The organism is Psychrobacter sp. CX21 (assembly GCF_057396255.1).
Window position 1 is genome coordinate 140,837 of sequence record NZ_JBXYJG010000003.1, and the last position, 15,905, is coordinate 156,741.

The window sequence follows — 15,905 nt, forward strand, 5'->3', positions numbered from 1 at the left end:
GGTCAGGCATATTTTATATAAGGCTGTACCGTTTCCCAAATACGTTCGGCTACTGCCTGCTCATCTCCACTGGCATCAATACGTCTAATACGCTGATGGTTTTTATGCTGTTCACTAAATCCATGATAAACACGTTCAAAGAATGCCTTTGCCTCTTGCTCAAACCTGTCGGCAGCACTGCGTTTACCTGCCCGCTGCATACCTTCTTCAACAGCTAAGTCTAACCACAAGGTTAAGTCAGGCAAACGTGGCACAAACTGGGTAATCAAATGAGTTATCTTATCCAGCATTGCCGCATCGGCATGAGCACGCCCATACCCTTGATAGGCTACCGTCGAATCTATAAATCGATCGCACACCACCCATTTGCCTTCATTAAGTGCAGGTAAAATCACCTTGTACAGATGGTCGCTGCGTGCTGCAAACATCAATAACAGCTCAGTATCATCATCAATTTCTGTATTGGTATCTAGCAGTAGCTCACGCAATTGCTCTGCAAAAGGACTGCCGCCTGGTTCGCGCGTACGTACATAATCGATGCCTAGAGCATCTAAACGCTCACACAGTCCATTAATGGCAGTGGTCTTCCCCACACCTTCTGTACCTTCAAAGCTTATGAACTGACCTGACTTGACCGTCTGTATCATGACGCATGTTTCTCTATAGTTTTAAGATTAGTAGTTTGAGAGCTTATAGTTTGAGAGCTAATAGTTTTAAAGAATAAAGTTTTAAAGCTAACAGTTCTAGAGCTTATAATTTTAAGAGTTCAGTCATTGGGTTTCGGCTGCTCTTTGTTCACGCAGCACCTTAAGATATTCTTGCACGGCACGGTTGTGCTCATTAAGCGTCTTGGTGAACTTGTGTCCGCCAGTACCCGTCGCCACAAAATACAGCGCATCACTGTCTGCTGGATGCATGGCAGCTTCTATCGATTCAGGCGAAGGCAATGCAATAGGTGTCGGTGGTAAACCATCGATTTGATACGTGTTATAAGCAGTTTTTTCATCGATATCTTTACGGCGTATATTGCCATCATAGCGATCGCCCATACCATAAATAATCGTTGGGTCTGTTTGCAAGCGCATGCCTTGTTTGAGACGGTTCACAAAGACAGCCGATACCAACTCACGCTCACTTGGCACACTGGTTTCTTTTTCGATAATAGACGCCATAATCAGCGCCTCATAGGGCGTTTGATACGGTAAGCCGTCTGCTCTATTTGCCCATGCGTTATCAAGCGCCTCACGCTGAGTTTTATATAAATCTTTTAATATCTGGGTGTCCGTAACACCTTTAGCATAATGATAGGTATTTGGGGTGAACCAACCTTCTAAATTATGAGAAAACTCGCCCTCAGGAGTAGTGGCGTCAATCTCTAGCAGTTGTTTTAAATTTGGTTTTGGTGTGCCATCTTCATTTAATACGTTTAAAACCACACCCTCAGTATTGGCTAAATTCTCATAAAGCTCACTCACCATTCTCCCTTCGATGGCTTGAACCACCACCATATCAAGCTTTTGGGCTGTTTGTAATGCGTCCATCAGCTCCACTAAGTTTGCTTGCGCTGGGACATGGTACGTGCCCGCATTTAATGGCTCGTTAATGCGATATTTGATATATAGCTTTGCCATACTTGCTGAAAACATAGGCACGTCACGCTGAAACTGAGGTAACAGCCCGTAGTAACTCTGCCCTTCTTCAACAACCATATCCCCTTCGGCTATATCAGAATGTCCAAATAAGGTTTGATACCCCATACCTAATACGAACACCCCTATTAATGCCAACACCAATAAAAACCGGTAGCCTTTCTTGGCCGTCGGTTCGGGCGACTTCTTAGGAGGGGTAGTTTCAGTCTCATTACACACTAAAGAGACATCCGTGGGCTCGATAGGTTGTGTGTTGGTGTGTGTATTGGGCTGTTTAGGCGGAATGCTATTTGGTTTTTCAGAATTAATATCGCTCATGGTCACTCACGAAGTTAAAGTTTGCTAGAATTTAGCACTCTATGCAATGATATTCAATGGTGATTCGGCATCTAACCTATTTTGGCCTAAAATTTAGTTATAGTCAGCGAACTTCTAAATGGTTACGGTGTTAACCTCGCTAAACCTACATGAGCAGAATTTCCACTCGGTTGGCTTATAACAATTTTAGATTTCTTTAACTATATAATACGGTGCGATAGGAGCAATCAATGGACTTAAAGTTTGATATACGCTTAGCAAAGAACTACAAATCGCCAAGTCAAATAATTAGAGTGCTAAGTGAGAGCTGGGTTCAAAATAATGGTTATTGCCCAAATTGTGGAGATAGTCCTTTATCTGAATTTAAAAACAACCAACCTGTGGCTGACTTCTATTGTTCCGTTTGTAATGAACAGTATGAGTTAAAAAGTAAGAGAGCAAAATTAAGCAGTATTATTAATGACGGGTCTTATGCGACTATGATTAAACGTATAAGTAGTCAAGACAATCCTAACTTCTTCTTTCTGACCTACTCAAAGCAATTCACAGTTAATAACTTTATAATTATACCTAAACATTTTTTTACACCAGATATCATCATTAAACGCCCTCCTCTACCTTCAACAGCTAGAAGAGCTGGATGGGTAGGCTGTAATATAAACCTGCATAAAATCCCAGAATTAGGAAAAGTTTTTATAGTAAGAGACCAAGAGGTTATACAGCTTTCTCAAGTTACCTCCCACTTTCAAAAAACTACTTTTTTGCGTCATCAGTCTGTTCAAAATAGAGGCTGGACACTTGAGGTTATGAGCTATATTGATAAACTATCCCCACAGTTCAAACTTGAACAGGTTTATTTCTTCAAGGATTATTTCAAATCTCTATATCCTGAGAACAATAATATTGAAGCGAAAATACGTCAGCAATTACAAATTCTGCGAGATAAGGGCATCATTGAATTCATAGGCAGGGGCAGATACCGCAAATTGTCTTAGGACAGCCTATATATAGTTTCTCTAATTTAACTCTATTAATTATAAAAGTTAGAAGATATAGTTAATACTTTAATGAACTATGTATATGGGATATTAACTCTATAAACTTATGGAAGTAGGTAAGCATAATTTCTTTTTAAAATACAATCAAAAGCTGTTTACAATACTTATATAAGTAAAAGGCTTCATTTTTATATTTAAATCCTAATAAGGGACTAACATTGACATTAAAGAGTCAGAATTATTCAGTTGAAATTATTGAAACTCTAGCCAAAACGATTGAAATATAAGCTAGCAGTAAGGAAGAAGCTATTGAACAAATACATGAGGAATATACAAACGAAGATATTGTATTAAATAGCAGCCATCACATTGCCACAGAATTTTTATTGAAAGGCCTTTAACGACAACTCAAGCACCTCATCCTTTATCCAAAGCTTGCGAACTGGAATAACGCCTCTCACTGCATTACAAAAGAACAGTGAGTGTAACTGACTCAAATCTTTATCTTTTAGAGGGCGTTCTTGAACAGGATAGCCTTTAGTGTCTAATCTATCGCAGATAGCTTGGCGCGTAATCCCACGCACCCCAGCATGACTAATAGGCGGTGTGTACCAATGATTCGGAGTATTATCTTTAGTGGTGGGGTTTAGTTGATAAAAGATATTGCTCATAACCCCCTCTACCCAGTTACCACTCATGTCTTGAACCAGCCCTTCTGCTACGTTGTTTAATGTTTGCTTAATCTGCTCAAGCTCGCCGGCGATTTTGACATTATCCAAACGGTTTAGGGTTTTAAGCCCTGCCAAAGGCTCAGGCCAACTTGCAAGCTTTGAGCGTAAACAAATAGCAGTAATAGGTGACTGCTGTAAAATCACAGATGTATGATCACTCACATCATTAGGTGACGACACTTCGGTATTCAAAATTGGGGTACGCTCATGGGCCAAAGGCTGTGTTTTGTTCACACCTATCCAAACCATCGCTGTATTGTCCTCAAGATTAGGCGCATAGCCATAACCGCGAACAGACTGAGGACTGCGAGTAATTATAATTTTGAGGATACCATGCTGGATATCGGCTGAATGCTGAATGACTGAGCGCCATAGCTGCGACTTTAAAGGTTCAGGTAAATGTAGATGCAGAGCCTTGCAATGACTATCTATTCGCGATTGATGATATTCCAGCAGCAGGGGATCAGCGTTATAAACACCAAGAGTGGTAAAAAACCCGTCACCGTATGCCATGCCCCTTAACGCTGGAGCAACACAGTTATAAGAAACACAGTGATAAGAATAGCTATTAGAGTTAGAGTCGCTGTTATTAGAGATGGGACTGGCTGAGAAAGTGCTATCAACAATAACTTGATGACAAGGGGTTGAAGCAGTATCAACGTTATGACCACCGTCATGGTCACAGCGCGCCATCCCCGACTCTGTAAGCTGATACCACATCATGACTTGAGACATAATAATTCTACTTTAGAACTCATTTAAAGTTTAAAAAACCCTCAAGCCGCAATCCTAATAGCTATTTAAATTAATAGCTATAAAAACCAATAGCTATAAAAACCAATAGCTATTTAAACTATTAATAATTGGAATTTGAAGGATATAGTCAAAAGTTTTAAAGCACTCAGACTTAAAAAATGCTCTAGCTGTCTTTTTGCATAATCAGCATACAGCTATAAAACTCACATTTGGCAAGCTCGACATTGACGCCATTAATCTCTTTATTTTTGATAATCTGACCCGATAGAATACTTGCAACCAACTGTGCACCTGCATCACCCATAAGCGCTGTTGCGACGGCGTAGACTTTTTTGGCGTGATCGATACTCATCTCTTTTTCGCTATCTGAATCTCTAGGATTGGCGTAATACCATCCTATTTCCAGATACTTTTTTGAGTCAATAAGGTCTAAATAGGGTTGTTCACCTTCCATAAATCTATACTTGGTGGCCGTACTACTGACATAATCTAAGCTATTTTTATCAGTGGCGGTGACGGAACCTAACAAATCTTTAATATCATCCTGATCGTTAAGCGTTAGCTGCTGATCATGCCCCTTCCAGTTTTGCACATCATAGCTGACAGGTTTTGGGGCTTCTCCAGCGTCATCAGCATTTTGTGAAGCATCTGAATCTAATGCTTCATTACCCATACCATGAGCAACGACCGCATTGCCATTTGCAGCTTGAACCGTCTCTTCTTCACCTACCACTTGCTCATCAGCGATCTCTTCAACAGGTACGTCTTTTTCATTATTACTACACCCTGTTAGTAAGAGACCTGCCATAAGGGTGGCACTTATACCCATACGACTAATATGAGATAGACCATTATCATATAGACTGGTGCGAGATAACGAGGCAACGTTTGACAATTGTCTGCTAATGTTTGTAATTTTGCTTATACTCATTCTCATTCCATTTATAACCCAATATTACGAAACGTTGTTAAATCCAGATATGCTAGGGAGTAGTCCCTGTTATGATTAACCCTATTAAGAGTGATTACAATTAAGAGTAACCGCCATTAATAGTAACCACAATTATCTTAAGACGTAGCCTAACGCATTATACTTACACATATAACTATTTATTAAATTATCTAAATAAACTATCTATAAACTATTTATCAATTATCTACTAAACTACTTATATAGTTTATATAACAATCAGACGTAACCAAACTTAATTCGCACCGTCTCATATGATCATGCTAATGATGTGGTCATACTAGTTATATCGCCATACTAGTCATGCGGTTATAATTTATACCGTCGTAGTTTTGTTTAATGGTAGTTTTCGTTAAGTCATACTTTTCGTATGGTTATATGATTGATGCTTAGTTTATCCAAAAGCTTAGCTATTGCATAGGGGCAAAAGCACACAACCTTATCAATTTATTACGCATAGCTCTCATTATATTAGTGTGTTTGTTATAGTAAGTATAAGATATCGACACAAACACGATTTTGAATGATAAATTCTCGCACTCTCACTTTCAGACTACACATACAATAATTGAGCTATTTATGACCTTACCTGCTACTCAACATTTTATTGTTATTGGTAATCCCATTGAACATAGTAAATCACCACAGATTCATCAATCCTTTGCCAAACAAGCTGATATCCTTATCCAGTACAGCCGCCAATACTGCCCTGATGATGAAGGCAGCTTTACTGCGGTGGTTGATGCCTTTTTTAATGGTGGCGGCGTAGGGGCCAATGTCACGGTTCCATTTAAGCAGACCGCTTATAGCCTTTGCGCTTCACGCGGCGGATTGTCAGCTCATGCCGCTGTCGCAAGTGCGGTAAACACCCTGATGTTAAAAGACGGACAGCTATACGGCGATAATACAGATGGGCAAGGTTTGGTCAATCATTTGACCCAATTAGATTGGCTTATTAAAGGGTCTAAAGTCGCCATAATAGGCGCTGGAGGCGCTTCGCGTGGCATTATCTTACCGCTGGTTGAAGCAGGCGTCGCTCATATAACCATCGCCAACCGCACGGTGAGTAAAGCTGAAAGTTTAATTGAAGAGGTGTCTCAAAAAAGCCCCACGATTCATGACATGCAGCTTAATAGCAGTTCTATCAAAGACTTAACAGGTGACTTTGATATCATTATCAATGCAACCTCTATTGGATTATCAGGGGATGCTCTGCCGCTTAGTCCTCAATTAAACGGCTCATACGCTTATGACATGATGTATGGCCGTGATCTACCTTTTTTAAATCACTTTAAGTCAAAAGGCGCTGCTGTATCTGATGGTTATGGCATGCTAATCGGGCAAGCAGCATTAAGTTTTGCGCTTTGGACAGGGACTGCTGTTACTCATATTAATAATATGCATAGTTAATAATATTCATAGTTAATAATATGCATAGTTAGCATGGATTGATAGTGAGACTTAATTAAAGAGCTGTCCTATCTATCGTTTTAACTGTCACTCTATCTATCACTTTATAATGTCATATGATAGGTATATAATTGGCAGGGTTATAATTTATTGTTATAAGACAAATGTTTACTTATGAATTATTGTTATCAATATTAGTTATTTCAAGTATTTGCCCTTATACTCAGTAAGGTTGAATAAATATGGTCAAGGAAGGCATCGCTCCGTTAATTCATTAAAATTTTATCAAAGAGAATAGATTATGCTAAGTTATAAAGCTCCCCTACGTGACATTAAATTCTTGCTTAATGATGTATTTGACTACCAAACACATTATAAGAGCTTGAGTAATGGCGAAAATGCCGATCCTGAAACTATAGATATGATCTTACAGGGTATTGCTGACTTTTCTGAAAACGTTATTGCCCCTTTATATCAGCCAGCAGACGCTGAAGGGTGTCATTTTGAAGATGGTGAAGTAACGACACCTGAAGGCTTCAAAGATGCTTACAACCAGTTTGTAGAAGGCGGATGGCAAGGTATTTCGTACCCTGAAGAGTACGGCGGTATGAACTTACCTATGTCGATTAACCTCATCAAATCAGAAATGATTGGTACGGCTAACTGGCCTTGGTCAATGTATCCTGGGTTAACCACTGGTTGTATTAATACGTTATTACAGTATGGTACTGAAGAGCAAAAAGACGCCTATCTACCTAAGTTAGTAGAAGGCACTTGGTCAGGTACGATGTGCTTAACTGAGCCTCAGTGCGGTACAGACTTAGGTCAAGTTAAGACTAAAGCTATCCCACAAGATGATGGTACCTATAAATTAAACGGTACTAAGATCTTTATCTCAAGTGGTGAGCACGATCTAACTGATAATATTATCCATATTGTATTGGCACGTCTTCCAGATGCGCCTGAAGGCACGCGTGGTATTTCACTATTTATCGTACCTAAGTTTTTGGTGAACGAAGAAGGTGAAGCGGGCGAGCGCAATGGCGTTAAATGTGGCTCAATTGAACATAAAATGGGTATCGCATCTTCATCAACTTGTGTATTAAACTTTGATGGCGCTACCGCATACTTGATTGGTGAGCCAAACAAAGGCTTAAAAGCCATGTTTACCTTTATGAATACTGCCCGTATTGGTACTGGTATTGAAGGTCTGGCACACATTGAACTTGCGTTCCAAAATGCCCTACCATATGCCAAAGATCGTCGTTCTATGCGTACCCTTTCAGGTACTAAAGATCCTGATCATGTTGCTGATGCTATAATTCATCATGCTGATGTTCGTCGTATGCTATTGACCATGAAAGCCTTTGCAGAAGGTGGTCGTTCAATGATTTACCATGCATCGCGCTATGCAGATAAGATGTCGCAAGGTGTGGCTGATGGGGACAACGACGAATTTGAAAAGTGGGATGACAAGCTTGGCTTCTATACGCCTATCTTAAAAGGTTTCTTGACTGAGCTTGGTATTGAAGCTGCTAAAGAAGGCCAGCAAGTATACGGCGGTCATGGTTACATCAAAGAATGGGGCATGGAGCTTATCGCTCGTGATGCTCGTATTGCCACCCTTTATGAAGGCACAACGGGTGTTCAAGCACTAGACTTATTAGGCCGTAAAGTTATTTTACAATCTAAAGGTAAAATCGTCCGTGATTATACAGCTAGCATCATGAAGTGGTGTGGTGAGTATGCGCTTGATAAAAACATGCGCAAATACGTGTGGGCATTAACCAAGCTGTGTGCTGAGTGGAACACATTAACCGTACGCTTAATGCTAAGTGCGCGTAAAGATCGTGAGATTATCTCAGCCGCTTCTGTCGATTATCTCATGTACTCAGGTTATGTGATGATGGCCTATCACTGGGCACGTATGGCAGCAGTTGCGTTAGATAAGCTTGAAAATGGTGGTACCGAAGCACCAGGTTTCTATGAAGCTAAGGTTCAAACCGCTGATTTCTACTTTGATAAGATCTTACCACGTACCTCAGGTCATGCAGAGAGCATGGTAGCACCAAGCTCTTCAATGACAGATATGGATGTTGAAAACTTCGCATTCTATGACTAATCAATTGTTTAATGTATAAATATTGATGTAAGTACGCGATACAAAATCGTTCTTAATAACAAAACCGCCCTTAATAATAGTTAAGGGCGGTTTTTTAAATTTATACTTTTGTGAAAAACAACCTATAGTCAAAGACGTTTAAATTGGTTACAAGGCTACCGAGTGCATTTAGTGCCCTACCATTAAAGTGTAGGCTTATTGAGGTTAACGCCGTAATCTATTAGTCGTTCGCTTAGTCGTTCGCTGATTATATCTTTGCCAAACTCGCTAAATCTACTAGCGTTTGTGCTCGTTTTAATCGATTTGTTAATTTTTAAATTTGGTATTAGATCTTTTGCTTTTTATAAGCCTCTGTCAACTCAACCACCTCTACACAGTATTGAATCGATACTCGGCCCGATTGCTGCTCTGTTAGCTCTCTTTTTAAACAGTCCAATAGCTTTTGAGCTAAGTCATCTCGTATTTGCTGGCTACGTCCCGGCATAAGCCTTAATTGTAAGTAGATAAACCCTTGTTCTTGCTGATCATCTTCTATACCGACCAAAAACGTTTCAACATCCATTATTCGGGCTTTAATGGCTTGTCGCGTGCTGAAATGTCCTGTATCCCATAAAGTGCTATTTAACGTTTTTAGTAAGCTTTCTGCGTTTTTGATAACCACATTGGGTGTGGCTTGAACAATAACGTGAGGCATTGTACTTCCTTTAATAGTTTAGTAGTTGATAAATCATTCAATCCACAATATCAGCAGTATGCGCCGACAAGGTATCAATAAGCTGTTCTGGCGGCAGCTCTATTTCCAAACCGCGTTTGCCGCCACTGACATACACAGTCTCAAGCGTTTCAGCGCTTTGATGTATGACCGTTGCCAAGCGCTTTTTTTGACCCAGCGGGCTGACACCGCCGAGCACATAGCCTGTTGTACGTTCAACGGCTTTAGGATCAGCCAGTTGTAGCTTTTTACACCCCAAGGCTTTGGCTAATTTTTTAAAGTTTAATGTATGCATGACAGGCAGAACAGCAACGGCAAGCTTATTGGCGTCCATTTTAACGACCAATGTTTTAAACACATATCCAGCAGGTACGCCTAATTTGTCCACTGCTTCTTGACCATAGGATTCAGCATTCGGATCGTGCTCATATTCGTGAATATGATAGTCAAGCTTTAGTTTTTTGGCGAGGTTTACCGCTGGCGTCATGGTGTTACATCCTAAAAGTAGTTTCTAAAGCATAAGCTGAGGCTATCATATACAATCTGAAAGCAGCCTAAAACTTATCTAAATACTCGCTCAAATAAGATCAGTATCTGAATTCTTTAATCGGTAAAATTCCAATGAGCTAAAACGTTCACTAATACAGCCATTGTTTTAAATATAGTCATTACCAATAGTAAAGTTAAGCTTAAGCATAAAACAACTAATTACTAAGCTACTAACATTTAAAAATAATAGCAAACCAACTGCTAATAGGTTAGTCTTAAAGATAACGTTAGTTATTATTAACGTTCTTATTAAGCTGAAGCTGCCATTTAGAAAGAAATTTTTAGAAAGCTCTGTGAACAATTATAAGCCATTCAACTAGACTTATAAAAATTTAGCATAAAATACATCAATAAAATTGTAGTTAAGGAAGTCCAAAATATTTATAAGTTAACTGATTGCAAGTACTTCCCATGTAAACTTAGCGAGGTTAACGCTGTAACCGTTTAGTAGTTCTTTAACTATATTTACCAATAGACTCGAGGAGATACTAAATATGGATGAAGCATTAGTAATAATAGGGGCTATCGCCTTTGTGTTTTGTTTTATTATGTTTGTGTTTAGCTTGATCCAACTGATTGTCAGTGCATTTATCAAAGATGTCGATAAAAAACCAAAGATTTTTAATAGCGCTAAAAAAATCTTATTGTTTAGTTTAATTGGTGGTGTCGTAGGATTTGGGGTATGCGCCAGTAACTTCAGTCTAGGAACAATGCATTAAACGCCTACTGCTCCATTTAAAATAGACGACCTTCTACACAATAATCTGTACTTAAACTTCAATTAACTTCATGATCATTCAATTATCTAAAAGCAATAAAAAGGGCTCTAAACCAATAAAGTTAAGAACCCTCATAAATATTATAGATACCGTTAATTAACAGCTGACAGTCGATTGCTAGACAACAGCCGCTTGCTAACACTCGTTTGCTAACAGTATTATTAAGGTTTAACCGCTACTAAAACACGGATACTATCAGGCACTAAAGACAAATTGTTTAGCGCCTGTTCACCCTGCGCTTTAAGCGCTTCTAATCGCTCAATCTCTTCATCACGTACGTTTGGATTCACCTGTTGTAACTGCTTCAGGCGGCTAATCTCACGTTGCCACAGTTGACTAAAGCGTTCAAGCGCTTTCGCACTGATGTCACAAAGCTTAGCTTGAGCAATAGACTCTGCATCGTGATAGCGCGCCTCAATGACTTGGCTGCGAACCTTAACGACTTGACGCGCGCGGTTTTTGTCCAGGCGCTCAATATGCGGCAGTATCATATCGGCTGTGATACGTTCGGACAGATCATTACCCTGCTCACCCAAAAATACGCGCAACATTTGCGTTGGTAAAGTGGCTGCTAGATTCAGCACTTTAGGTGCAATCGTAGTCACTCTAAAGTTAACTTCTAGTAGCAGCATACCCTCTGGAACCGTATTACTCTTAAGCATGGCGACCGTCGTATTACCAAACGTGCCAGAGTTTGCCATATCGTAAATAGACTGCATTAAAGGATGCTCATGAGTCATAAACGCCATGTCTTCACGCATGAGTGCTTGGCTACGCGTAAAGGTCAGACTCATACCATCCTCTGATAGGGGTAGATTCTCAATATCAGGATGCTGGCTGTTTTCCGCTTCTGGCGGATGAATCACCCAAGAGCCATCACGCTGTACACTATGATCTATATTGGCTGAGGCTAAGAAGCGATCGAGGAAAGATTGCAGTAGATTATTAGCATCAAATTCGCTCATTGCATCGGCAATTCGACCTGCCACTCGAGGACGGCAAGAGTTATACTCTAAAAGTCGATCGCGGCCTGCTTGCAGCTCTGCTTCAAGCTCTTGACGTAGCTTAGACGCGTCATTGATTAGATCGGACAACGCTTGGCGATTCTGCGGCGTGTCTTCGCCTTCAAGCAGCGGCTTTAGATCCACAATATACTGCTCTTGGACCGTTTGCGCCGTTGGTGAGATGCGGTTAAATATATTCAGCGCTTCATCATACCAACGGTATAAACGCTCTTGCGCTGTGCCTTTGACATAAGGAACGTGTAGGGTGATTTTTTCATTTTGACCGATGCGATCCAAACGACCAATACGCTGCTCCAATGTATCTGGATTGGCCGGTAGATCCCACAGTACCAAATGACTTGCAAACTGGAAATTACGACCCTCAGAGCCAATCTCAGAGCTTAATAAAATCTGCGCGCCTTCTTCATCTGCAAAGAATGCCGCCGCTTGGTCACGCTCAAGTAGGCTCATTTGCTCTGTGAATAATGCCGTCTTAATACCAGCATGTAAGCGCAGTACCGCCTCCAAGCTTTCAACCGTTGCCCCACTACGGGCAATTAATAATACTTTTTGTTGTTTTAAGTCATCTTTTAGTAGGTCAATCAACCACATCACACGAGGGTCATCTTCAAGCCAGCCGCCATCAGGTTGATTTTCTTCACCCCAAAGCTGTTCACGCAGCTTGCCGCAAGTTTGATAGCTGTCCTTCCAGCTGTCTGGGCAAGGAAGCGGATGTGGATGGCTGCTACGACCATGAAACCCTTGCACGCTATCACGGGTATTACGGAACAATACCCGCCCTGTACCATGCCGATCTAGCAATTGATTTAGCGCATAAGTGCGTAGTTTGTCATCTTCATTAATTGATGCCAGCTCATCACTGTCATCAAATCCAAGCAGTTGAGTTAGCGCCTTAATTTGAGCGTCAGACAATGGCTTTTTATCCATCAATACTTCTGCCACGGCAGCAGTCTGTGCAAAGGCATCTTGACTGTCAATAAAGTCATCTAAATCATCAAAGCGATCGGGATCAAGCAAGCGCAGGCGAGCAAAATGACTTTCGATACCAAGCTGTTCTGGTGTTGCGGTTAATAGTAATACGCCTGGCATTTCATGTGCAAAATCTGCCACCAGCTCATATTTATCGTTACCACCTTGCTCACGATCCCAGTGCAGATGATGCGCCTCATCCACAACCAATAAATCAAATCCAGCTTCGATGGCTTGATCGTATAAGTCTTGGTGGTCGAGCAGCAAATCCACACCCGCAATAATACACTGCTCAGTGGTAAATACGTTTTGATCTGGATTGTGCTCTTTAATGGATGCCGTACGCACCAGGTCAAATAAAGCAAAATTTAGGTTAAAGCGGCGACGCATCTCAATCATCCATTGATACTGCAAACTATCAGGAACGAGTATCAGCACCCGCTTGGCTTTACCCATTAATAGCTGCTGATGAATAATCAGTCCTGCTTCAATAGTTTTGCCTAGCCCCACCTCGTCTGCAAGTAGCACACGTGGCGCAATACGCTTACCCACCTCATGTGCAATGTAGAGCTGATGCGGAATAATATCGACACGTGCCCCCATTAGACCTTTTAGAGGATGACCTGCTAACGCCGACTGCATACGCAATATGTCTTGACGCAGCTCGTACCAATCTCCGCGTTCTACGCGTCCTGCAAGTAGGCGCTCAAGTGGTTTGGCAAGCGTGATATTCGCCGCTAAACGCGTTTCCATAATACCGCGAGGATGCCCTTCAACATGATATTTAAGCACCCCCATCACCTCATCAACACCAGTGACGATATGGGTGTTGCCTTCTTGGTCGGTAATCTCATCACCTTCTTTGAAGATGACACGCGATAGCGGTGCTGAGTTCTTGGCGTATACCCGCGTCTCTTCGCTTTGGGCAAACAAGATGTGTACACAGCGGTCATCAACATCAATGACCACGCCCAAGCCAAGCTCAGCTTCGGTATCAGATAAATAACGTTGGCCAACGGCAAATTCAGGAATTAAAGCAGCTATTGTCATAAATAAATATATTCTTTTACAGGGGTGGGGTTGTTAAAACACGATTAACGTATGTTTATTATTCTTGTATCACGTCAACGAGATAGCTATTGCTATAGCTATTACTGAAGTACGCTATGATTGATCTAGCTGTAATGATAGCGAGCCACACAGATTATATAACCGTTCATACACACTCTACAATTAAAAGCATCTACCATTAACAGCATCTACTAATTAACAGCATTCATAGGGATTCATAACTACAATTATGAGGTCAAACTTATTAATTTCTATACCTTATTTTGCCTATATTACGATTAAATTCATAATTTAAAGCGCATTGATCAAATATTACTGATATTGGCGACATTGCTTTTAAACAAAGCGACATAACTTTTTGATAACTGGCTCTTATAGTAAAGCGCTTTCTCATTAAAAAGTTATCATTTGCAGCCTACAGTCCCTAATTTAACAGACCCTAATTTAACAGTCGCTAGTTTAGCACCCTATAGTTTAACAACTTATGACGCGCATAGAGACGATATATACCAAATCATTATAAATCTCTCACCACACTGCTATAGTCAAAGAGATTAAATGATTGCAAGATAACCGAACGCATGTACGACTCTTGTAGGTTTAGCGCGGTTAATATCGTAATTGTTCAGACGTTCGCTGTTTATAATAGAATAAACAGCAATAGAGTTAACAAGAATAGAGTGAACAAGTTGATACTTTAAATCCTGACCCTAACCCGATATGTTTTGGTGCATCTTTTTAATATTGGCTATGCCGCATTCACCTATCGCGGTGTTGCTATCAATACCAATTAAATAACAACCAAATATCAACCAAATATCAACTAAATGCCGATTAAATACTTATACAGACCATTAGGAGAATATGATGAAAGCCGTCTTTTTGGATAGAGGAACGTTTTTGGATAGTGTTGACTTGTCCGCACCCGAAGGCGTTACAGACTATGAGGTGCATACAGATACCGAGCAAGACAATCAGCTGATTATCAAGCGCTGTCAGGATGCAGACATTATTTTTGCCAACAAAGTGGAAATAAATCGCGACATTATCTCAGCGCTTCCTAACTTAAAGCTGATTCAGCTGACCGCAACGGGTATGAACAATGTCGATGAAGAAGCGTGTAAAGAACACAACATCGAACTATATAATGTGGCAGGCTACGCAGTCAAAAGCGTCCCTGAGCATACCTTTATGCTGATGTTGAGCGCAATGCGTGCATCGCTGCATTATCACAACAAGGTGGTTGATGGCACATGGCAAGCCTCAGAAAGCTTTTGCTTAATGGATGTACCGCTTATAGATCTAGAAGACAAAACGCTCGGTATTATTGGTGTCGGTACGATTGGTGAACGGGTCACTGAGATTGGCAAAGCCTTCGGTATGCAAGTGTTGTGGGCAGAGCATCAGGGCAAACCACCTCGCAATGACAACTATACCGACTTTGAAACGGTGCTTAGGACTTCTGACGTGATCAGCTTGCATGTGCCGCTAACTGACAAAACTCAGCATTTAATCAACAGTCATACGCTGGCGATGATGGATAAGCATCCGCTGGTGGTCAATGTTGCCCGAGGCGGTGTGGTCAACTCACAGGCAATGGCCGAGGCTGTGCAAAACGAACAAGTACTTGGCTATGCAACCGATGTGTTTGAACAAGAGCCTGTCGCCCAAGACGATCCGCTACTTGAATTGGCGCGTCAAGAGCATCCACGAGTCATCTTTAGCCCGCACAATGCGTGGGGCAGTAGAGCGGCGCAACAGAAGCTGTGGGATATATTAAGTGAGCAGGTGAGTGAGTTTATTGCAAGGCATTAATATTGATTTTTGATCGCCTTTTAGAAGTTAA

Annotated in this window: 12 protein-coding genes and 1 pseudogene; 6 read left to right on the plus strand and 7 right to left on the minus strand. The window is 40.9% G+C overall.

Translation table 11 applies throughout. The features are described from left to right. Nucleotides 1-2: 2 nt before the first annotated feature. Both tmk and mltG read right to left on the minus strand, forming a co-directional pair. The gene (gene tmk, locus AC2SLP_RS03050) at nucleotides 3-647 is read right to left on the minus strand and encodes a dTMP kinase (RefSeq protein WP_486535162.1); all 645 of its coding nucleotides are present in this window, start codon (nucleotides 645-647) and stop codon (nucleotides 3-5) included. Nucleotides 648-770: 123 nt separating this feature from the next. Then, nucleotides 771-1,967, minus strand: a complete 1,197-nt coding sequence (gene mltG, locus AC2SLP_RS03055) for an endolytic transglycosylase MltG (RefSeq protein WP_486535163.1) — start codon at nucleotides 1,965-1,967, stop codon at nucleotides 771-773. Nucleotides 1,968-2,197: 230 nt separating this feature from the next. Between mltG and AC2SLP_RS03060 the strand changes: the two genes are divergently transcribed. Together AC2SLP_RS03060 and AC2SLP_RS03065 are read left to right on the plus strand one after the other, a co-directional pair. Beyond that, a complete protein-coding gene (locus AC2SLP_RS03060) occupies nucleotides 2,198-2,962 on the plus strand; it encodes a DpnI domain-containing protein (RefSeq protein WP_486535164.1) in 765 nt (254 codons plus the stop codon). 302 nt (nucleotides 2,963-3,264) lie between these two features. After that, nucleotides 3,265-3,366: pseudogene (locus AC2SLP_RS03065) on the plus strand (hypothetical protein); the annotation flags it as partial. Here the strand turns inward: AC2SLP_RS03065 and AC2SLP_RS03070 are convergent. Next, nucleotides 3,349-4,431 carry an aminotransferase class IV gene (locus AC2SLP_RS03070; protein ID WP_486535165.1) on the minus strand — a complete coding sequence of 361 codons (1,083 nt, stop codon included), beginning with the start codon at nucleotides 4,429-4,431 and terminating at the stop codon, nucleotides 3,349-3,351. The pseudogene AC2SLP_RS03065 and the gene AC2SLP_RS03070 overlap by 18 nt on opposite strands. Nucleotides 4,432-4,615: 184 nt before the next feature. Continuing rightward, nucleotides 4,616-5,383 (minus strand): hypothetical protein, encoded by a 768-nt coding sequence (locus tag AC2SLP_RS03075; RefSeq protein ID WP_486535166.1) that lies wholly within the window; start codon nucleotides 5,381-5,383, stop codon nucleotides 4,616-4,618. A 618-nt stretch (nucleotides 5,384-6,001) separates the two neighbouring features. Between AC2SLP_RS03075 and aroE the strand changes: the two genes are divergently transcribed. Both aroE and AC2SLP_RS03085 read left to right on the plus strand, forming a co-directional pair. After that, nucleotides 6,002-6,832, plus strand: a complete 831-nt coding sequence (gene aroE / locus AC2SLP_RS03080) for a shikimate dehydrogenase (protein ID WP_486535167.1) — start codon at nucleotides 6,002-6,004, stop codon at nucleotides 6,830-6,832. Between the two features lie 301 nt (nucleotides 6,833-7,133). Beyond that, nucleotides 7,134-8,954: an acyl-CoA dehydrogenase C-terminal domain-containing protein gene (locus tag AC2SLP_RS03085; RefSeq protein ID WP_486535168.1), complete on the plus strand. Its 1,821-nt coding sequence runs from the start codon at nucleotides 7,134-7,136 to the stop codon at nucleotides 8,952-8,954. 325 nt (nucleotides 8,955-9,279) lie between these two features. Here AC2SLP_RS03085 and AC2SLP_RS03090 read toward each other — a convergent pair whose 3' ends face one another. Both AC2SLP_RS03090 and ybaK read right to left on the minus strand, forming a co-directional pair. Beyond that, the gene (locus AC2SLP_RS03090; protein ID WP_486535169.1) at nucleotides 9,280-9,648 is read right to left on the minus strand and encodes a 5-carboxymethyl-2-hydroxymuconate Delta-isomerase; all 369 of its coding nucleotides are present in this window, start codon (nucleotides 9,646-9,648) and stop codon (nucleotides 9,280-9,282) included. Nucleotides 9,649-9,685: 37 nt separating this feature from the next. Next, nucleotides 9,686-10,153 carry a Cys-tRNA(Pro) deacylase gene (gene ybaK / locus AC2SLP_RS03095; RefSeq protein ID WP_486535170.1) on the minus strand — a complete coding sequence of 156 codons (468 nt, stop codon included), beginning with the start codon at nucleotides 10,151-10,153 and terminating at the stop codon, nucleotides 9,686-9,688. Nucleotides 10,154-10,709: 556 nt separating this feature from the next. On the opposite strand from ybaK, the gene AC2SLP_RS03100 reads away from it, so the two are divergent. Beyond that, nucleotides 10,710-10,934, plus strand: a complete 225-nt coding sequence (locus tag AC2SLP_RS03100) for a hypothetical protein (RefSeq protein ID WP_486535171.1) — start codon at nucleotides 10,710-10,712, stop codon at nucleotides 10,932-10,934. Nucleotides 10,935-11,155: 221 nt separating this feature from the next. On the opposite strand, the gene rapA is transcribed toward AC2SLP_RS03100, so the two are convergent. Beyond that, nucleotides 11,156-14,038: an RNA polymerase-associated protein RapA gene (gene rapA / locus AC2SLP_RS03105; protein WP_486535172.1), complete on the minus strand. Its 2,883-nt coding sequence runs from the start codon at nucleotides 14,036-14,038 to the stop codon at nucleotides 11,156-11,158. 888 nt (nucleotides 14,039-14,926) lie between these two features. Between rapA and AC2SLP_RS03110 the strand changes: the two genes are divergently transcribed. Further along, nucleotides 14,927-15,874: a D-2-hydroxyacid dehydrogenase gene (locus AC2SLP_RS03110; protein WP_486535263.1), complete on the plus strand. Its 948-nt coding sequence runs from the start codon at nucleotides 14,927-14,929 to the stop codon at nucleotides 15,872-15,874. The last annotated feature ends 31 nt before the right edge of the window (nucleotides 15,875-15,905 follow it).

What these genes read in the sequence shown, in the direction of transcription:
- tmk (WP_486535162.1), bottom strand. Translation starts at nt 647, where the DNA reads ATGATACAGACGGTCAAGTCAGGTCAGTTCATAAGCTTTGAAGGTACA.
- mltG (WP_486535163.1), bottom strand. Translation starts at nt 1,967, where the DNA reads ATGAGCGATATTAATTCTGAAAAACCAAATAGCATTCCGCCTAAACAG.
- AC2SLP_RS03060 (WP_486535164.1), top strand. Translation starts at nt 2,198, where the DNA reads ATGGACTTAAAGTTTGATATACGCTTAGCAAAGAACTACAAATCGCCA.
- AC2SLP_RS03070 (WP_486535165.1), bottom strand. Translation starts at nt 4,431, where the DNA reads ATGTCTCAAGTCATGATGTGGTATCAGCTTACAGAGTCGGGGATGGCG.
- AC2SLP_RS03075 (WP_486535166.1), bottom strand. Translation starts at nt 5,383, where the DNA reads ATGAGTATAAGCAAAATTACAAACATTAGCAGACAATTGTCAAACGTT.
- aroE (WP_486535167.1), top strand. Translation starts at nt 6,002, where the DNA reads ATGACCTTACCTGCTACTCAACATTTTATTGTTATTGGTAATCCCATT.
- AC2SLP_RS03085 (WP_486535168.1), top strand. Translation starts at nt 7,134, where the DNA reads ATGCTAAGTTATAAAGCTCCCCTACGTGACATTAAATTCTTGCTTAAT.
- AC2SLP_RS03090 (WP_486535169.1), bottom strand. Translation starts at nt 9,648, where the DNA reads ATGCCTCACGTTATTGTTCAAGCCACACCCAATGTGGTTATCAAAAAC.
- ybaK (WP_486535170.1), bottom strand. Translation starts at nt 10,153, where the DNA reads ATGACGCCAGCGGTAAACCTCGCCAAAAAACTAAAGCTTGACTATCAT.
- AC2SLP_RS03100 (WP_486535171.1), top strand. Translation starts at nt 10,710, where the DNA reads ATGGATGAAGCATTAGTAATAATAGGGGCTATCGCCTTTGTGTTTTGT.
- rapA (WP_486535172.1), bottom strand. Translation starts at nt 14,038, where the DNA reads ATGACAATAGCTGCTTTAATTCCTGAATTTGCCGTTGGCCAACGTTAT.
- AC2SLP_RS03110 (WP_486535263.1), top strand. Translation starts at nt 14,927, where the DNA reads ATGAAAGCCGTCTTTTTGGATAGAGGAACGTTTTTGGATAGTGTTGAC.